Here is a 17,587-nt window from a genome sequence, read left to right on the forward strand (position 1 = left end):
ACGAGCGGGGCACCCTGCCTGCGGCTGGGCACCCCGGGGCGAGCGCGGGCTCCTCGATTGCCTGGGGGAGCGCTCGTGGCGCGCTCAGCGGCGCCACGGCGGCGCGACGCGGAGCCGGGTGAGGCGGCCGGCCTTGACGACCGCGAAGCGCACGCGCTCCTCGTCCCGGAGCTTCGCCCGGATCTCGTAGACGCCGTCCTTGGGCGCGAGCGGCAGCTTGACGCTGCCGGTGCCGACCTTCCGCCCGTCCACGAAGAGCGTGTCGCCCGCGCCGGCGATCACCTCCAGCATGCCCTGCCCCTCGGGCACCTTGTGCTCGGCGGCCAGCGGCAGATCCTCGGGCAGCACGGGGTTCGACGTCGTCTCGCCGATCGGCCCGGCGGCAGCCGGGGCCGGCGTGGCGGCGACCGCCGCCGCGACCACGCTCGACGAGCCGGCGGCGGCAGGCACAGCGCCGGGCGGGGCAGCGGTCGCGGGCTCCGCGGCGGGCGGGCTCGGCTGGTCGGAGGTCAGCGAGGCGCCGTGCAGCTCGTGATCGCGCGACAGCCGCGCGGCGACCGCGAAGACGAACGCCGCCACCGCGAAGAGGACCCACATCGTCATGCGGTTGTCGCGGGCGGGCGGCTGCGGCGTCGGCACGTAGGCCGACGGCCGGCGCACGCGGCGCGGCGTGGGCGACTCGTCGACGGCGGGCGCCGGGGCGGGGGCCGCGAGCCGCGCGGCGGGCGGCGCCGAGGGGACCTTGAGCGCCGCGGGCGCCGGCGCCTCGACGACGGGCGGCGGCGGGAGCGAGCCCAGCGTCAGCAGCCGCTCGGGCTTCGGGTACTCCAGCGCGGGCAGCGTGGCCTCCGGCCTGCGGGGCGCGGGCGCCACGCCGGGCACGGCCGGCGTCACGCCCGCCAGCAGAGCGGCGTCCACCTGGGGGCTCCGCGCCGCGCGCACGCTGACCCCATCGCCTTGAAGCTCGGCGAGATCGCTCGGAACCCGTGCGTTGACGAGCGCGCCGGAGAGCGCCGTCACCTCCTCCTCGCCCGCGCTCGCGAACGCCGTGTCCTCGTCCTCGCCGTCCACGGACAGCACCGGGATGGACATGGCCGAGCCCGGCCCCGACACCGCCGAGCTCGGCGCCGCCGAGCCGCGCGCCGGCATGCTCGATCGCGGCGCCACCGAGCCGGGCACCACCGTGAGCTGATCGTCGGTGAGCTCGACCGAGGCGCGCGACGACGCGGCGGCGGCGTCGCCGGCGAGCTCGGGCGGCAGCGCCGCGACCGGGGCGGCCCGCTCCGGGACACGCCGCACGCCGCGGAGCGTCTCCTCCTCGTAGGCCACGGCGGGGGCGAGCAGGTCCTCTCCCTCCCGGCTGATCACCCGGCGCACGCCGCCGCGCGCCGCGACGTCGTTCAGCACGTCCTCGACGAGGCCCGCGGCGAACTCCCCCGAGGTGATGACCGATCGCGGCGACGTCCCCCGGGCGAGCGCTCTCAGGAGCGAGCGCGCCGGCTCGGGCGTCGCGTCGGCGGTCGCGCCCATCCCTTCCAGGTCGAGGACGACGCGCTCGACCTGCATCAACGGCGGCCCGTGGAACAGCCGCTGGGCGGCCCGGGCCGCCGCGATCGCGGGCAGGAGCTGCTCCGCGAGCGTCCCTTCGAACCCGGGGCGCGGCGGCGCCGCGAGCTCGCTCTCCGGCGCAGGCGCCACCACGAAGCGACCGGAGCCGACGCCGAGGAGCGCCGCGAGCACGGAGGGGCCGCGGTGGAACGTCCCGTCCTGCGCCGTCCGGGTCGCGCCGGCGGGGCGGCCGTCCTTGAGCAGCACCTCGTACAGGAACGCGGCGTCCCGGACCGACACGAGCGCGTCGGGCCGGCGCGCGCACGAGAGCGACAGCAGCGTCCGCGTCGTCATGCCGTCGAGCCGCCCGCGGACCTCGCCGCCCGTCGCGATGCGCTCCGCGACGCGCCGCCTGCCCCGCAGGACCTCGTGCACCCGCTGCACGAAGGCCGCGGCGCTCTCCTCCTTGCGGAGGTAGCCGTCGGCCTGGGCGCCGAGCTCGCGGAGCCGCTGGAGCAGGTCCTCCTTCCAGGAGAGCAGGATGACCGGCACGTCGCGCAGCGCGACGTCGCGCTTGAGCGCGCGGCAGAGGGCGAAGCCGTCGAGCCGCGGCATCAGCACGTCGCTCACGACCAGGTCCGGCGTCGTCTGGTACGCGAGGTCGAGCGCCCGCGCGCCGTCGTGCGCCTCGTGCACGTTCGCGCCCGCGGCCCGGAGCACGCCGGCGAGGAACCACGTCACCGCCGGATCGTCGTCCGCCACCACGATGTCGATCGCGTCGAGCGCCGCGTCGCCCGGCGCCGCGCTCGACGCGCTGATCGTGCGCGCCGGCGACTTCGCGCGGATCTCGCTGTGCAGCCGCGAGCGCTCGCCCTCGGGCGCGCTCGGCGCGATCATCCACGGGGCGAGCGGCAGCGCGCCCTCCGGCCCGTTCGGCGAGAACCGCACGCCGCCCTGCGAGCGGATCGTCACGAGATCGCGGATGCGCGCCACCGCGCCCCAGAGCGCCGCGAGGACCTCGGCGCCGTCGCCGAGATCGACGTGCTCCCCGCGGCTCCTCGGCTCGGCGGCGTCGCAGAGGCCGCGGCGGAGCTCCTCGGCAAGGCGCGCCCCGAGCTCGTCGAGGTTGACGGCCCCGAACGGCCCGCGCACGGCGCGCGCGGTCTCGGCGCGCACGCAGGCCACCGCTGCCTCCGCGGCGGCGCGCCGGAGCGCGTCCGGCGAGACGGGCTTCGGCAGCGCGCGCGCGGCGCCGAGCGCCACGTAGGGGGCCGCGTCCTCCGGCCGCGCGAAGCGGCCGACGGCGACGACGGGGACCAGGTCGGTCAGCGGATCGGCGGCCAGCGCCTCCGCCAGCCCGCGCGCCCCCGGCATGTCCGCGTCGAGCAGGACCAGATCCGGAGCGAAGGCCCGCGCGAGATCGATCGCCGTCTCCACGTCGTCGGTCCGCTCGACCTCGAACGACGGCCCGACATCGGCGCTCGCCGCGTCGAGCGCCTCGGCGAGCGGCGCGGCGCCCACCACGAGGACCGTGATCGGCGCGTCGATCGACGCGGCCGGCGCGGCCTCCAGCGCCTCGGCGGGGGGCGCCTGCTCCACGCCGCGCGTCGAGGAAGCGCGCGCTTCCTCTTCCTCGTCGAGCGAGAGCGGCTCGGCGGCGAGCGCGCGGCCGTTGCTCAGGCCCGCGATCCACGTCGTGGCCTGGCCCTTGGCCGCACCCGTGCCATCCGGCCGCGCGCTGGCGCTGCGTGCGTTCGGCTGATCCGCGGCGGCGCGCGCGCGGGGCGGCGCCGACGCCTGCTCGAGCGGCGCGGCGCTCGCGCGGGGCGGCGCCGGCTCACCCATGGCCGACTGCCCCCAGGCCAGGGCGGGCAGCTCCTCGAGCAGCTTCCGCAGGGCCGCCGCGTCCTCGCCGCTGAGCCGCGCGCCGTTCCCGGCGGCGAGCTGCGACTCCCCTTCGGCGAGCCGCTCGGCGACGCGCACGAAGCGCAGGAGGCGCGCCCCCGCGCCGAGCGAGTGCAGGCGCCGCTTCAGCTCCTCGACGAGCCGCGGCGCATCGCCCTCTGCCTCGATCCGCCGGACCATCTCGCGGAGCTCCGCCACGCGGCGACCCAGGTTCGCCACGAACTCGGCGCGCGCTCCGCCCAGCCGCTCTTGCCGAGCCTCGCTCGCTGGATTGCTGCGCGGCCCCGCGTGCTCCACTGCCGTCGATCCTACGCCCATTGGCGGTCCCGTATCACAGGAGGATCGGACACCCGAACTTCTCGGCGATCGCGCCCGCGCGCCCGTGGCTTCGGGCCGCGCGCCGGCGCCCCCGGGTCACCTCACGGCGGCCCCAGCTCGGCGGCGATCTGCTCCCGGACCCATGCGCCGGCGGCGCGCGTGCCGAGCGTCCCGCCCACATCGACCGTGCACATCCCCTGATCGAGCGCCAGGGAGACCCAGCGCTCGATGCGGCGCTCTTCCTCGGGCCACCCGAGGTGAGCGAGCAGCAGCCCCGCGGTGAGCATCGCCGCGAACGGGTTCGCGATGTCCTTGCCGGCGAGCGGCGGCGCCGACCCGTGCACCGGCTCGAACAGCGCGACCCGCGCCGGATCGGACGCGTGCACGTTCGCGCTCGCCGCCATGCCGAGCCCCCCCTGCAGCGCCGCGCCGAGATCGGTCACGATGTCGCCGAACAGGTTGTTCGTCACGATCACCTGGAATTGCGCGGGATCCTGGATGACGTACAGGCAGAGGGCGTCCACGTAGACGTGGTTCGACTGGATCTCCGGATACTGGGCGCGCACCTCGTGGAAGACACGCAGCCAGAGCTCGTGCGCGTGCCGCATCGCGTTCGACTTGTCCGCCATCGTGACCCGCGTCCGGCCGTTCGCGCGCGCGTAGTCGAACGCCGCGCGGATGATCCGCTCGACGCCCTTCCTCGTATTTACGTCCTCATTGATCGCGACCTCGTCGGGGGTGCCGCGTTTGAACTGCCCGCCCATCCCGACGTAGATCCCCTCGGTGTTCTCGCGGAACACAACGAAGTCGATGTCCTTCGCCGTGCGGCCTTTGAGCGGCACCAGCCGGTCCGACAGCGCGCGGACGGGCCTCACATTGGCGTAGAGGTCGTAGCCGAAGCGCATGCCGAAGAGGATGTCGCGCGCGTGCTCCAGGTTGGGTACGCGGGGATCACCCAGGGCGCCGAGCAGCACCGCCGAGCATTCGCGCTGGATGGCGATCTGGATCTGGTTCGGGAAGGTCGTCCCGTCGCGCAGGTACCGGTCGGCGCCGAGATCGAGCTCCCAGAGGTCGATCGGCAGCCCTGCTCGCTCCTGATAGAGCTCGAGCAGGAGCTTCGCCTCGGCGATGACGGACGGGCCGATGCCGTCACCACCGATGATCGCGATTTTCTTGTTCTTTCTGGCTGCCACGAGGTCGCGCTCCCGGTCAACCGAGCGCGCGTTCGACCGGCACGTACTCCAGCCGGTGGGCCGCTGCGACGGGGCCGTAGGTCACGTGGCCGCCGTGGGTGTTGATCCCGAGGGCGACGGACCTGTCGGCCTTGGCCGCGGCGACGATGCCCTGGTTGGCGATCGCCACCGCGTAGCCGATCGTCGTGTTCGTGAGCGCCCAGGTGCTCGTGTGCGAGACCGCGCCCGGCATGTTGGCGACGCAGTAGTGAACGACCCCGTGCACCTCGTAGGTCGGGTTGTCGTGCGTCGTCGGGCGGCATGTCGCGATGCACCCTCCCTGATCCACGGCGACGTCGACGACGACCGTCCCCTTCTCCATGCGTCGGATGTGCTCCTCGGTCACGAGCTGGGGCGCCTTGGCGCCGGGCACGAGCACCGCGCCGACCACGAGATCGGCGCGCTCGCACATCGTCTCGATGTTCTCCGCGTTGGAGTAGAGCGTCTCGATCGCGCCGCCGAACACGTCTTCGAGGTAGCTCATCGTCTCGGCGCGGACATCGAGCACGGTGACCTGCGCCCCCATCCCGACCGCGATGGTCGCCGCGTTCCGGCCGACCACGCCGCCGCCCAGGATCGCCACGCGGCCGCGCCGCGTCCCCGGCACGCCGCCGAGGAGCACGCCTTTGCCGCCCCGCTCCTTCTCCAGGCACGACGCGCCGACCTGAACGGCCATCCTGCCGGCCACCTCGCTCATCGGCCGCAGCAGCGGCAGCGAGCCGTCCTCGAGCTGGATGGTCTCGTACGCGACGCCGGTCACGCCTCGCCTGGCGAGCTCCCGGGTGAGATCCGGCTCGGCGGCCAGGTGCAAGTAGGTATAGAGGAGGAGACCTGGGCGAAAGTGGCCGTACTCGGCGGGGAGCGGCTCCTTCACCTTCACGACCAACTCGGCGCTCCACGCTTCCGCTGCCGACCTCGCGATGAGCGCGCCCGCGCGTGCATAGGCTTCGTCGGAGAGCCCGCTGCCTTCGCCGGCGCCGCTCTCCACGAGGACCTTGTGCCCGTGCCCGACCAGGGCCCGGACTCCCGCGGGCGTCATGCCGACGCGGTACTCACGTGTCTTGATCTCCTTGGGGACTCCGATAAGCACGATCGCGCTCCTCTCCTCGCCGGACTGCTGAAGCGAGGCGTGTGCGACGATAGCAGAAACCTGCCCTCGCAACGCCGCGAGCCATCGAGTCAAACGCCGGTTTCCGAGGCGAGAAACCCGGAAGATCCGTTCTGAAGCTACGTTTTCGTCGGCCGGTCACACGCCCGCGGCGGCCTCGAGCGCGGCGCGGACAAGCAGCGTGATCTGTCCCGGCGAGGCGAGATCCAGCGGCCCCATCATGGCCTCTGCGTCGAGCAGCAGGAGCTCCAGGGTCTCGCAGTGCGCCGCCAGCGCGTCCTCACCGCCGTCGCCGAGCCGGACGACCGCGGCCGCGCCGTGCAGGGCGAGCGGCCAGGCCGGCGCGAAGCTCTCCTCGATGGGGAGGCCGACCAGCGCGAGTTCGACGCCGTCGCCGAGCCGGATCACGCCGAGCGGCCTCGGGATCGCCGCCTGCGGCGGAGGCTCGGCGGGGACGATGGCGTCACCGATGCGGCGGACCGCATGAGACAGCGTCGCCATGCGGCGCGTGCTCGCGGCGATGACGAGGTGGGGCGGCGGCGCGAAGCCCGGCCGGGCCAGGCGGGTCACAAGCGACCGGAGGACCGGCAGGTGCTCCGACGGCGCGAACGGCGTCGTGAGGTCGGCGAGCGAGATGCGGCGGACCTTCCCGGAGGCCGTGAGCTCCATCAGGACCTCGAGGATCAGGAGATCCGGCCCGCTGATCTCGTCGAGCAGCTCGTCGAGGTTGTGCGGCATCTGGAGCAGCGCGGCCAGCTTCTCGGCCACGGCCGCGCGCTCCGCCGGCTCCCCGAGGGGCGCCGGCGGCGACGTCGTCGGGGTGCGCAGCGCCTCGAGCCTGAACGCGGCCGGCTCCGCGGCGCGGAGCGTGGGCGGCGGCGGCATCGACCCGCCGCGGTTGCCCTTCACGTCGCTGGCCGGCATCGGCGAGGCGGTGAAGTCGGGCAACGAGGACAGGGCGCTCGCCAGGGGCGCGGCGCTCCCTCGGTCCGACGAGGCGCTGTCGCCGAAGGTCGCGTCGACGCTGAACGTCTCGTGGTCCGGGAGCGGGGACAGGTCGAGATCGTCGCTCGCGGGCTCGGTCACCAGGAAGGCCTCACCGGCCGGCGCGAGCTCGGATCGCCGGCGCTGGACCTCGTCGACCTGGCGGAGCGCTTCCATCAGGAGACGCGAGGTCGGCGCCATGATGCGGCGCACGCTCGCCGGTTCGCCTGGGGAGAACGCGAAGTGTCCGTCCCGCTCGCCGAGCAGCCGGTAAAGCGCCTTCTCCCCCTCGAGGCGGCGGTAGACGGCATCGATCACCTCCCCTGCCAGGAGCCGCAGCTCCCCTGCCCCGGTCGGCGTCGTGATGCCGAGGGTGCCGCTCCGGCGGTTCATCGCGAGCAGCTGGAGCAGGTCGACGAGCGGGACCTGCTGGAGGTCTCCGCGGATCTCCTGCGGCACCGTCGGCTTGGAGCCGCGGGGCGACGCCTCGGTGATCCGCGAGACGATGTGATCGACGTCGCCCCGCAGGACCTCGTCGAAGCCCAGATCGCCCTCGGCGCCGTCGACGAGGAAGAGGATCGGGGTATCGGCGAGGTCGGGGACGGCGGCGAACGCGTCCGCCAGCGCGTTGTCCTCGTCGAGCGTCCTGGCGGCGAGCACGACGTCGGGCCGGCGCTTGAACGCCTGCTCCACGGCTTCGAACGCGCCGTTCGCGTTGGTCACGGTGAGACCACGCGCCCTGAGCGCCGACGCGAGCGCGCCGAGCGCGTCCACGTCCGAATCAACCAGCAGCACCCTGCGAGACACTGGATCGGCGCCCTCCGAGTCAGCCGAAGACCCGCAGCCCGGCCGCGCGGCCGAGCCGCTCGGCGAGGAAGTCCGCGAGCAGCGGATCGGCGGCGTGGATACCCTTCACGAACCCCCCCTGATTACGCCCTACCAGGGCATACGCGCCGTGCTCCGCGAGGACACAGAGCGCCTCGATGTCGTCGCACCCTGGCGAGGAGCGGAGGTCGACGGTGTGCACCACCACGTCGTCGCGCGGCGAGGCCAGCTGCGCCTTGACCTGCGCTCCCAGGCTCAGCCCGTCGTGGTGAGCGACCAGCAGGAACACGGCGCCCCCGCGGAGCGCGTTCCTGACGACCGACGTCGCGAGCACGATCGTATCGGACACCGACAGATCGAGCGCGCGGGGCGCCGAGATCGCGGAAGCTCCGCCGGGCGCGGGGGACTCCCGGACGAGGAGGCTGACGATCTCGCCGATGCTCCGCCGGTCCTGAGGGACGCGGTGGACGATCGAGGACTTGGTGGCGTCGGCGCGCCGCCGGGCGATGCGGAGCAGCTGAGCGAGGCTCTGGCCGTCCTGGGGGAAGGTGGCGACCCCGACGAGCAGGCCCTTCGGCAGGTACCCGGCCCGCTTCTCGCTCTCGGCGACGTGGGAGAGCATCCGTCGATGGCAGGCGTGGGCCTCGAGCGCGGCCGTCTCGGGCATGAGCAGGTGGAACTCGTTCTCGTCGACGCGGGCCAGGATGTCGGTGTCGCGCACGGCGCGGAGCAGGTGCTCGACGACCTGACCGGGGTTGTGCGTGTTCGTTGGGGGCGCCGGCGTGGTCCTCCAGAAGGCGAGGTCGCCTGGGCGCTCCGGTGCGGCCGCTGCATCCGGCTCGATCACGATGGTCGCGATCGTGAACCGGCGACCGTACCGCCTGGCCTTGTCGATCTCCCGGCCGGCGACGTCGACGTAGTAGGCGAACGAGTAGGCGCTCGACGCCGGATCCTTCATCGCGGCGCCGCCTGTCGAGCGTTCGCGCTCGCCGAGGAGGGCAAGCGCCGTCGTCGCCTGCGTGGCGAGCAGCTTGACGAGGCCGTCGAGGAGCGGGGCGCGCCGCGGGGTCGAGGCCGCGCTGTCGGGGCGCCTGACCGAAGGGAACGCGGAGCTGCGGCCGGGCTCCTTCTGGAGAAGGAGATGCCCCGCGGCGAGCTTGCGGAGCGCCAGCGGGACGACGATGAGCTGCTCGCGCCGGGCGAAATCGAGGATGTCGGTCTCGGTCCCGTAGGCGGGCGCACGGTCGAGCGGCCCCATCGCCGCAGCGCGGACCAGCTCGCTGGAGCGCTCTCCGGCGGCCAGGTAGACGGCGGCCGCCGCCGCGCCCGTCGCCTCGACGAACACCTCGGCGAGCTGCTGAGCCGCCGCGTTGCGGTCGCGCGCATCGGCGAGCTCGGCCACGCGGGCGATCCACCCGGCAGCGCGCGCGCTGCGCGCGGCTTCCTGCTCGAGCTGCATCCGGAGAGCCCGCTCGGCGAAGCGGAGGCGCACCGACCCCACCGCGTTCAGCACCTCGTCCCCGCCGAGCGGCAGCAGGAAGAGCCCGGCGCCGCCGAGCGCGACCGCATGGGCGCCTGCCTCGAGCTCAGCCCTCGTCGCCAGCGCGAAGACGGTGGCCTCGGACGCGAGGGCTTTCAGGTGGTGGACCATGGCGAGGCCGGCCCCCTCCCCGAGCCCGACATCGATGAAGGCGACGTCGGGCGCGGCGGTCTCGGCAAGGACGATCCCCTCGGCGAGATCCCCGGCGATCATCAGCTCATCGGACGTGATGACCCGCGAGAACAGCGTGCGGGTCGCCTCGTCGGCGATGACGGCGAGCACCTTGAGCGAGAACTCGTGGGCCGGCGCCCTACCAGGACTCCAGACCCCCTCGAGCGAGGCGGTCACGCGATCACCACCTCGCCCGAGAACGCCCGGCGCGCCGGGCCTTGCATGAGCAGCTCCAGGGATCCGGGGGCGACGGTGATGCGCAGCGAGCCGCCCGGCAGCGCCACGCGGAGAGGTGCTCCATACGGGGCGCGGCCCTGCGCGCACGCCGCGGCCGCCACGGCGCAGGCGCCCGTGCCGCACGCCAGCGTGCGGCCCACCCCGCGCTCCCAGACGGTCACGTCGATGCGCGCGGCCTCGCCCTGGTCCGCCGGACGAACGCGGCAGAACTCGACGTTGACGCCCTCGGCCGGCGTTGTCGCGACGATCGGCCCGAGCTCGTCGATCGCGTCCTCCGTGTAGGGATCGAACGTCACCGCGTGCGGGTTGCCGACGTCGACGCAGGCGAACCGGTGCTCTGCGCCGAGCGCTGTGACGACGAGCGTCTCGCCCACGCGGGCCCGGCCCATGCCGACGAGCACGTCGAAGCGATCGCCCGCCCGTGTGACCTCGCACCGCTTGTCGCCGGCGTCGGTCGCGATGGTGAGCACCTTCTGGGGGGTCCCGCGGGAGACGAGGTAGGCCGCGACGCAGCGGATCCCGTTGCCGCACATCTCGGGGCGGCTCCCGTCGGCGTTCCAGACCTGCATGCGCGGCTGGTCGCGCTCGATCACGAGCACGCCGTCGGCGCCGATGCCGAACCGCCTGTCGCAGAGGCGCCGCGCCGCCTCGGCGGTCATCGGGACCGCCTCGACCAGGATGAAGTCGTTGCCAAGACCTTCCCACTTCTCGAACCGGACGACGTTTTCCTTCATCGCTTCGCCCCGGCGAGCCGCTTTCGCGCCTCGGCTTCCTTGAGCCCACGGACGGCGACGACCTTGCTCCTGCCGCTCGCGCCGAGGGCGATCTGGACATCGCTCTGGCGCACGTCGAGCGCGCGCGAGAGCAGCTTGACGAGCTCCGCGTTGGCGGCGCCCTCCACGGGCGGCGCGGTCAACGACACGTCGAGCGCGCCCTCGCGCACCCCGACGATGGCCGAGCGCGACGACTTCGGGCGCACCTGGACCGAGATGCGGACGCCTTCGGCGCGCTCGGTGATCGCGAGGCGACTCCACTCGCCGACGGCGCCGCTCTCCTCGGGTTTGCTCATCTGGCCGGCGGCATCGTAGCGTATCTGGAGCTCACGCGTGGTTCCCGCGAGGCGCGGTGATGTCGCTCTTCGGACGGCGACAGCCATCGCGAATTTGCCGGTCGGCGGCCTGACCCGCTACTCTTTTCGCCCCGGCCGTGGGTCGGCTCGCGCAGTACGATCCGGCAGGTCGACTTGCATCAGCGGCTCTCGTTGTTCGCTGCTGATGTTCATTTCCGCGGTGGAGGCGTTGGACATGACTGATGAAGGAGAAGGGTCCGTGAACGCAACGCCCAGCCTCGCGAGGAGGTTGTGCGCGCTCGCGCTGCTCGCGACGTCGGGCGGCCTGCTCGGGTCTGCATGCGCCGACAACGAGAGCAGCCTGTTCATCCGCATGCGGATGGCAGAGACGGGGGACTGCACGGTGAGCTGCGGTCCCAGTGAACCGTTCTGGACCGAGGACGCGGTGGACTCGGCCTATGTGGGCAGCCACAGCGCGATGCTCTTGGTGGGCAACCAGATCGTGGAGCGCGGCGACCCAGACGTCCTCCGGACGGAGACGTCCCGCGTCCAGCTCTACGAGGCCGAGGTCCGTGTCACTGACATCGAGGGCAACGACGTGACGCCGGGCTACGTCGTTCCGATCACCGGCACGGTCGACCCGGGCTCGTCCGGCGACCCCGGCTACAACTGCTCCGAGGTCCTCCTGCTCGACGGCGCCACGATGGACACCTTGCGCGGGCAGGCCGCGCAGCAACGGCGCGATATCCAGGTGTGGGCGACGGTGGTGTTGCGCGGCAGGACGCTGGGCGGCCAGGAGGTCGAGACAACGGAGTGGACCTACCCCATCAGGGTCTGCTTCGCCTGCAGCCGGTGCGTCGACACGTCTCCGCCGGACTGCTGCTACAGCTCCGCGAACGAGGAGTGCGAGGACGCCAAGGAGCTCGAGGGCGCCTGCCCTGGCGCCCGGGGCCCTCAGGACTGTCGTGACCTCGGTCAGCCCTGCGCCGATCACATCGCGAGCTTCGGCCTGTAGAGCGCTCCCCGCAGACCCCGGCCCGAACCTCCGTCACCGCCCCGGTCTGGCGCGGCGCACCGGGGCTGCTTCGGGCGACGGCCCTTTTGCAGCCTCGAAGAGGTAGACGAACGGAAGGGCGAGCAGCGCGAGATCGAGCTGCGCCGCGAGGACGACCGCGGTCTCCTTCGAGCCGCCGAGCCCGAACCGCCCCTGGGCGAGCAGCCCTGTGCTCATCCCGTAGCGCGAGTGGAAGTTGTAGCTGCGTCCACCCCAGAAGATGGCGGCGGCGATCCCTGGCTCCACGCCGCGGGCGTCGTCGCTCCACCGGCCGTAGGCGCCGGTGGAGAGGACCAGAGGGAACGAGTCGTGGATGGGCACGAGCACGGAGGCGCCCGCGCCGGTCTGGATCTCGTCGAACGCGTGGGTGAGCACCTCGGCGTAGGGACCGACGCCGAAGTCGCTGTTGGCCGCGCGGCCGAACAGGACATCCCCGCGCAGACCGAGGTGGAAGACCGTGGAGTCCCACAGCTGCCAATCGAGGCCGACGCCGGCAAGGCCAACGGTGACACCGACGCTCGCCTGGGGCTCCGCGCGGGCCGTGCCGTGGAGAAGAACGGCTCCGAGGAGCGTGGCAACCAAGGCAGCTGGGCGGCCCGCGGTGGCCATGATGGAGCGATGCTACAGGGCGCTGGCGGGGAGCGCGCCTGAATTCTGCTGCACGGAGCCTCGCCCTGCGTGAGGCTCTCCGGCGTTCGTCTTCGGTGTGTCGCGTCCGTCGCGGGTGAGTCCCTCCGTTCGCACCGCGCAGCCCGCCCTGCGCGCCTGCTAGCGTTCATGGTAGCGTCCGGGGGCAATGGCGCGACGCACAGTGCAGCTACGGGTAGGAGGTCAGACCTACCGCGTGGTGACGTCCGCGAGCGACGAGGAGCTCCAGCGGCTCGCCGCGGTCGTCGATCAGAAGCTCGCTACCGTTGTGCCCGCCGGCCGCGCCGTGACCCCCCAGGCCATGTTGCTCGCCGCCATCGCGCTCGCGCACGACCTCGAGCAGGAGCGGACCCGGGCGTCGGTCATCGCGGGGCGCGCGCGGGACGCATTTGGCCGTATCCTGCAGCGGGTCGACGCTGTCCTCGGCGCCGGTCCCGAGTCGCCCTCGTCCAGCGGAGCGAACGACAGCACGCGCTGAGCTGGAGTGCCCGTACCTGGCGGGGTCCCGCTGAGCGGCCCTGCCGCTGACTGGAGATGGCATGCCTGCACCCATGGATGAAGCTTTCCAGGCCGTCGACCCCACGCCTGGAGGCGTGAACGCCCTGCGCCATCTTCAGGACGAGCTCTCCGAGATGGAGCGCGCCGGCCTGCTGCGCACACCCCCTGCTGCCCCGGCTTCCGACCGGCTGCTGGTCCTGTGCTCCAACGACTACCTCGGCTACGCCGGGCTCGCCCTGCCTTCCGAGCTCGGGACCGCGAGCGGTGCGGGGGCGTCCCGGCTGGTGAGCGGGACCCACGAGGCCCACCTGATGGCCGAGAGGGAGCTCGCCGCATGGCTGAGCGTTGAAGCGACGCTGCTGTTCTCCTCGGGGTATGCGGCGAACGTCGGCACCGTCGCCGCGCTGGCCAGGCCGGGAGACGTTGTCGTGTCGGACGCGCTGAACCACGCGTCGCTCATCGATGGATGCCGTCTTTCGGGGGCGGCGGTCGAGGTGGTGGGCCATGTCGACGTGGAGGCGGTGGAGAGCGCCCTCGGGCGGGCCAGGGGCGCGCGCCGCCGGTGGGTGGTGACCGAATCGCTCTTCAGCATGGATGGCGACACCCCGGACCTCCGCCGCCTCCGTGAGCTCTGCGATCGTCACGATGCCGCGTTGATCGTGGACGAGGCGCACGCCCTCGGTGTCTTCGGACCGCGCGGAGCTGGCCTCTGCGCTGAGGCCGGGGTTCGCCCCGACGTGCTCATCGGTACGCTCGGCAAGTCGCTCGGGCTCCACGGCGCCTTCGTCGCGGGCTCCTCGACGTTGCGAACCTACCTGTGGAACCGCGCCAGGAGCTTCGTTTACTCGACCGGCATCAGCCCCGTGGTGGCGTTCGCTGCGGTGGAGCGGGTCCACCGCGCAGCCGCGGACGACGCGGCTCGGGCTCGCCTGGCGATGATCACCCGGCGGCTTCGCTCCGGTCTGCAGGCGCTGGGAGCCGAGCTGCTCGCTGACTCCTCGGGCCCGATCCTCCCCTGGCTTCTGAAGTCGCCGGGGGCCGCGGTGGAGATGTCCCGGCGCCTCGCGAGCGAGGGCGTCCTCGTCCAGGCGATCCGGCCGCCGACGGTGCCGGCGGGCACGTCGCGGCTCCGCATCGTGGCGAACGCCTCGCTCTCCGAGTCGGACGTGGAGCGTGCCCTCGCAGGGTTCCGGGAGGCGATGCGATGAGGGGACATCCTGTTTCACGTGAAACAGGACGGATCCGGGTCGCCGTGGTCGGAACAGGGACCGGGGTGGGCAAGACGCACGTGTCGGTCGCGCTTGTCGCAGCGCTGGCAGCTCGCGGCGACAAGGTCTGCGGCCTGAAGCCTATCGAATCGGGCATCGACGGCACGTCGACGACCGACGCCGAGCAGCTGGCGCTCGCCAGCTCGGTCCAGCCCGAGCCAGCACCCTACCGCTTCGCTGAACCGATCTCCCCTCATCTGGCAGCGCGCCGTTGCGGACGCGCCATCTCGCTGGACGTCGCCACCGCGTGGGTCGACAGGCAGTCCGCTCCCCTTGCGATTGTGGAGAGCGCCGGCGCGCTCCTCTCCCCGCTCGGACCGGGACTGACGAACGCAGACCTCGTGCGCGCACTCTCCCCCGATGCCGTCGTGCTGGTCGGCCTCGACCGGCTGGGCATCCTTCACGAGATCGCTTGCTGCACGCTTGCCCTCCGCGCGCTCGCCCCTGGTCTTCCGCCAGCCGTGATCGTGCTGAACCCGCCGGCAGTGCCCGACGCATCCACCGGCACGAACGCGGAGGAGCTCGTCGCACTCGGTGTTGCTTCCGGAGCTGTCGTGATGCCGCGCGCCGCTCCAACCTCGCCGGCATCGCTCGCCGCGGCGCAGGTCGCCCTGGCGCGTCTCGCCCTTTCGTAGCGAGACGTCGTCACATTCAAGGGGTGGGCAGCCCCGAGGTCGTGAGACACGAGGCCGAGCTACCGGACCCGAGTACCGATCCTGACCTCGCTCGGCGGGTTCGCAGGACTTCCGAAGGACCGGATCGCCCCGTCAGGTAGCGTTGACGACGCGACCCCGCTCCAGCACCAGACGGGCGGCCGCCCGCTCGCGGAAGACCTCCGGCTCGTGGGACACCACGACCACCGCGGCGCCTCGCGCCACCTCCGCGTCCACGACCGCGAGTAGCCGCGCTACCCCTGCCCGGTCGAGACCCGTGGTCGGCTCATCCAGCAGCACCAGCGAAGGCTGGTGCACCAGGGCTCTCGCGAGCGCGATTCGTTGTCGCTGGCCGCGCGAACAGGTGCGAAGCGGCCTCAGCGCAAAGCTCCCGAGCTCGAAGCGCTCCTCCGCATGACGCCACGCCTCGTGCGCGTCCAGCCCGTGGAAGCCGGCCGCCAGCTCGACGTTCTGCCGACCGGAGAGGTCGGGGTACGCCAGCGACTCGTGGGACAGCCAGCCGATGGTGCCGCGCGCCCTCCCGACATCGTCGCCGAGCGGCGCGTAGTCCACCGCGCCCGACGTGGGACGGATCACGGTCCCGAGGATCCCGAGCAGCGTCGACTTGCCCGACCCGTTCGCCCCCTCGATGAGCGTCAATCGCGCTGCCTCGATCGTCGCGTTCACCCCACGCAACGCCGCCGTCGCTCCGTAGGTCTTCACGACGCCACGGGCCACCACGCGCTCGATCGTCCTCACAGCGCTCACCTCGCTCCTGCGCTCGCGTTCCCGTCAGCTCTTGTCGCCGCCTCGAGCGCGACCTTCGCCCTGAACGACCGTGGTGATGTCCTCCGGGAACGCCGGCGGATCAACGACAGTCGCCTCGGAATCGTCGGAGAGCTCCGCTTCAAGCGGGCTCAGTGAAGGAATCGTAGGTCGATCTTCCGACTCATCGTCACCAGACTGCCCGTCATTCGTCTCCGCGACCGGCTCGCTCGGTCTGCGCACAGCGTCACCGTCGGACGACCGTGACCGCACGCCCTGAGGGACCTGCAGGCCTTTGTTGCCGTCCGCTGTCTGCGGTTCCTTCCTCGCGGCTACCTCCGTGCCGAGAGCGTCCGCCAGGTCGACCCTGCCAGAGTCACTCCTCTCCCCGCCCTCTCCGAGCCGAGCGAACATCATCGCGCCGTCGTCGGAATGTTCTTCGACGACCTTCTGAACGGCAACGCGCTCCGGCCGGCGCTTCTGGGACACCGGCACCTGGTTCTTGAACCGCCGCAGCCCTTCAAGGAACTCCCGCGCGCTCTGGAATCGTTCATCCCGCGCCTTCTCCAGGGCGCGATCGACGAGGCGCGAGAGGCCGGGCGGGATCGTCGGATCGAGCTCCGTCATCGGCCGGTGCCACAGCGTGAGGATCTGGACGAGCAATGCATTGTAGTCGCGGGCCACGAACGGGCGCTGACCTGTCAGCGCCTCGTACAGGATCACACCCGCAGCCCACAGATCGAGCCGGCGGTCAAGCTCCACGTCCCCCCGTGCCTGCTCGGGCGCCATGTAATACGGCGTGCCCATCACCATGCCGGTGCGGGTCCGATCCCTCATCACCCCATCCATGCCTGAGGCCTGGGAGATGCCGAAATCGAGGAGCTTGGCCACCGGCAACATGCCGGCGCGCTCCGAGAGGAAGATGTTCTCCGGCTTCAGATCACGGTGGACAATCCCGCGATCATGCGCCGTCACCAGCGCCGAGAGCACCTGAAGCATGATGTCGACGAGCTCGTTCGGCGGAACGACACCACAGCGCTCGATCCGCTGCGCCAGCGTCTCCCCGTGGAGACGTTCCATCACGAGGTAGGGACTGCCGTCAGGGAGCCACCCCATATCGTACACTTCACAGATGTTGGGATGACCGATCCGCCCGGCGACCCGCGCCTCGTGCTCCAGCCTCGAGATGGCCTCGCGCTTCTGGGTCTCCCGCGGATGCATCACCTTGACAGCGACCAGCCGCCCGATCTGGAGGTGCTCCGCCTCGTACACAGCGCCCATGCCGCCCTCCCCGATGATGGCGGTGACCGCGTACTTGTCGCCGATCACATGGCCGAGCAGCGAGCGCCCGGAAGAGGTCGGGCTCACGCCGCGGCTCCCGGGCCACGCCGGCGTCCGCGAGCCCGCCACGGCAGACGACGGAGCGCGTGACGCGAAAGCCCGCTGCTCCGCACCCGGCGCCAGCGCGCCGCGAACCGATGAGCTCGGCGCCACGCCCGCCGGCCACCTCAGCAACGGCGGCGCCACCCTCGACGAAGGATGCGCTGGCGGCCGATGGATCGGCTGCGACGGAACCACGCCAGCGCGAGCGCCCGCACGGGAGGGCGGCGGATCGGTCGGAGCGACGACCAGCCCGGTCGCCGGACACACGATCACCGCGAGATCGTGGTGGCTACCGCAGTGGATGCACCGCACCGAACTCAAGTCCGTACAATTTGAAATACTCCATCCAGGTGCTGCTCGGAACTGCACAGCGCATCGTGG

The 17,587-nt window shown here is 72.5% G+C and carries 14 protein-coding genes; 4 read left to right on the forward strand and 10 right to left on the reverse strand.

The window, feature by feature from the left end:
* Positions 1-84: 84 nt before the first annotated feature.
* The 7 genes from WMF45_RS44910 to WMF45_RS44940 all read right to left on the reverse strand — a co-directional run bounded on the left by WMF45_RS44910 (position 85) and on the right by WMF45_RS44940 (position 10,937).
* Entirely contained in the window at positions 85-3,771 is a 3,687-nt protein-coding gene (locus WMF45_RS44910; RefSeq protein WP_437712922.1) for a response regulator, read from the reverse strand.
* Positions 3,772-3,872: 101 nt separating this feature from the next.
* Entirely contained in the window at positions 3,873-4,964 is a 1,092-nt protein-coding gene (locus WMF45_RS44915; protein WP_437712924.1) for an isocitrate/isopropylmalate dehydrogenase family protein, read from the reverse strand.
* A 16-nt stretch (positions 4,965-4,980) separates the two neighbouring features.
* Positions 4,981-6,093: an alanine dehydrogenase gene (ald, locus tag WMF45_RS44920; protein ID WP_437712926.1), complete on the reverse strand. Its 1,113-nt coding sequence runs from the start codon at positions 6,091-6,093 to the stop codon at positions 4,981-4,983.
* 156 nt (positions 6,094-6,249) lie between these two features.
* Positions 6,250-7,890, reverse strand: a complete 1,641-nt coding sequence (locus WMF45_RS44925; protein ID WP_437712928.1) for a DUF4388 domain-containing protein — start codon at positions 7,888-7,890, stop codon at positions 6,250-6,252.
* A gap of 31 nt (positions 7,891-7,921) precedes the next feature.
* Positions 7,922-9,808, reverse strand: a complete 1,887-nt coding sequence (locus WMF45_RS44930) for a diguanylate cyclase domain-containing protein (protein ID WP_437712930.1) — start codon at positions 9,806-9,808, stop codon at positions 7,922-7,924.
* Entirely contained in the window at positions 9,805-10,602 is a 798-nt protein-coding gene (dapF, locus tag WMF45_RS44935) for a diaminopimelate epimerase (protein WP_437712932.1), read from the reverse strand. Before dapF ends, WMF45_RS44930 begins: the two co-directional genes overlap by 4 nt.
* On the reverse strand, positions 10,599-10,937 hold the full coding sequence (locus WMF45_RS44940; protein WP_437546856.1) for a DUF167 domain-containing protein: 339 nt from the start codon (positions 10,935-10,937) through the stop codon (positions 10,599-10,601). The genes dapF and WMF45_RS44940 overlap by 4 nt, the downstream gene beginning before the upstream one ends.
* 259 nt (positions 10,938-11,196) lie before the next feature.
* Between WMF45_RS44940 and WMF45_RS44945 the strand changes: the two genes are divergently transcribed.
* A complete protein-coding gene (locus WMF45_RS44945; RefSeq protein WP_437712934.1) occupies positions 11,197-11,952 on the forward strand; it encodes a hypothetical protein in 756 nt (251 codons plus the stop codon).
* Positions 11,953-11,985: 33 nt separating this feature from the next.
* Here the strand turns inward: WMF45_RS44945 and WMF45_RS44950 are convergent, their stop codons facing one another.
* A complete protein-coding gene (locus tag WMF45_RS44950) occupies positions 11,986-12,600 on the reverse strand; it encodes a hypothetical protein (protein WP_437712936.1) in 615 nt (204 codons plus the stop codon).
* 187 nt (positions 12,601-12,787) lie between these two features.
* Between WMF45_RS44950 and zapA the strand changes: the two genes are divergently transcribed.
* The 3 genes from zapA to bioD all read left to right on the forward strand — a co-directional run bounded on the left by zapA (position 12,788) and on the right by bioD (position 15,040).
* The gene (zapA, locus tag WMF45_RS44955) at positions 12,788-13,117 is read left to right on the forward strand and encodes a cell division protein ZapA (protein WP_012240768.1); all 330 of its coding nucleotides are present in this window, start codon (positions 12,788-12,790) and stop codon (positions 13,115-13,117) included.
* Positions 13,118-13,190: 73 nt separating this feature from the next.
* Positions 13,191-14,345 carry an aminotransferase class I/II-fold pyridoxal phosphate-dependent enzyme gene (locus tag WMF45_RS44960; RefSeq protein ID WP_437712938.1) on the forward strand — a complete coding sequence of 385 codons (1,155 nt, stop codon included), beginning with the start codon at positions 13,191-13,193 and terminating at the stop codon, positions 14,343-14,345.
* A complete protein-coding gene (gene bioD, locus WMF45_RS44965; protein ID WP_437712940.1) occupies positions 14,342-15,040 on the forward strand; it encodes a dethiobiotin synthase in 699 nt (232 codons plus the stop codon). Before WMF45_RS44960 ends, bioD begins: the two co-directional genes overlap by 4 nt.
* A gap of 132 nt (positions 15,041-15,172) precedes the next feature.
* On the opposite strand, the gene WMF45_RS44970 is transcribed toward bioD, so the two are convergent.
* Positions 15,173-15,826: an ATP-binding cassette domain-containing protein gene (locus WMF45_RS44970; RefSeq protein ID WP_437712942.1), complete on the reverse strand. Its 654-nt coding sequence runs from the start codon at positions 15,824-15,826 to the stop codon at positions 15,173-15,175.
* 24 nt (positions 15,827-15,850) lie between these two features.
* A complete protein-coding gene (locus WMF45_RS44975; protein ID WP_437712944.1) occupies positions 15,851-17,575 on the reverse strand; it encodes a protein kinase domain-containing protein in 1,725 nt (574 codons plus the stop codon).
* Between the last annotated feature and the right edge of the window lie 12 nt (positions 17,576-17,587).

Origin of the sequence: Sorangium sp. So ce448, assembly GCF_051520915.1 — a bacterium.
GTDB classification, from domain to species: Bacteria; Myxococcota_A; Polyangia; order Polyangiales; family Polyangiaceae; genus Sorangium; species Sorangium cellulosum_B.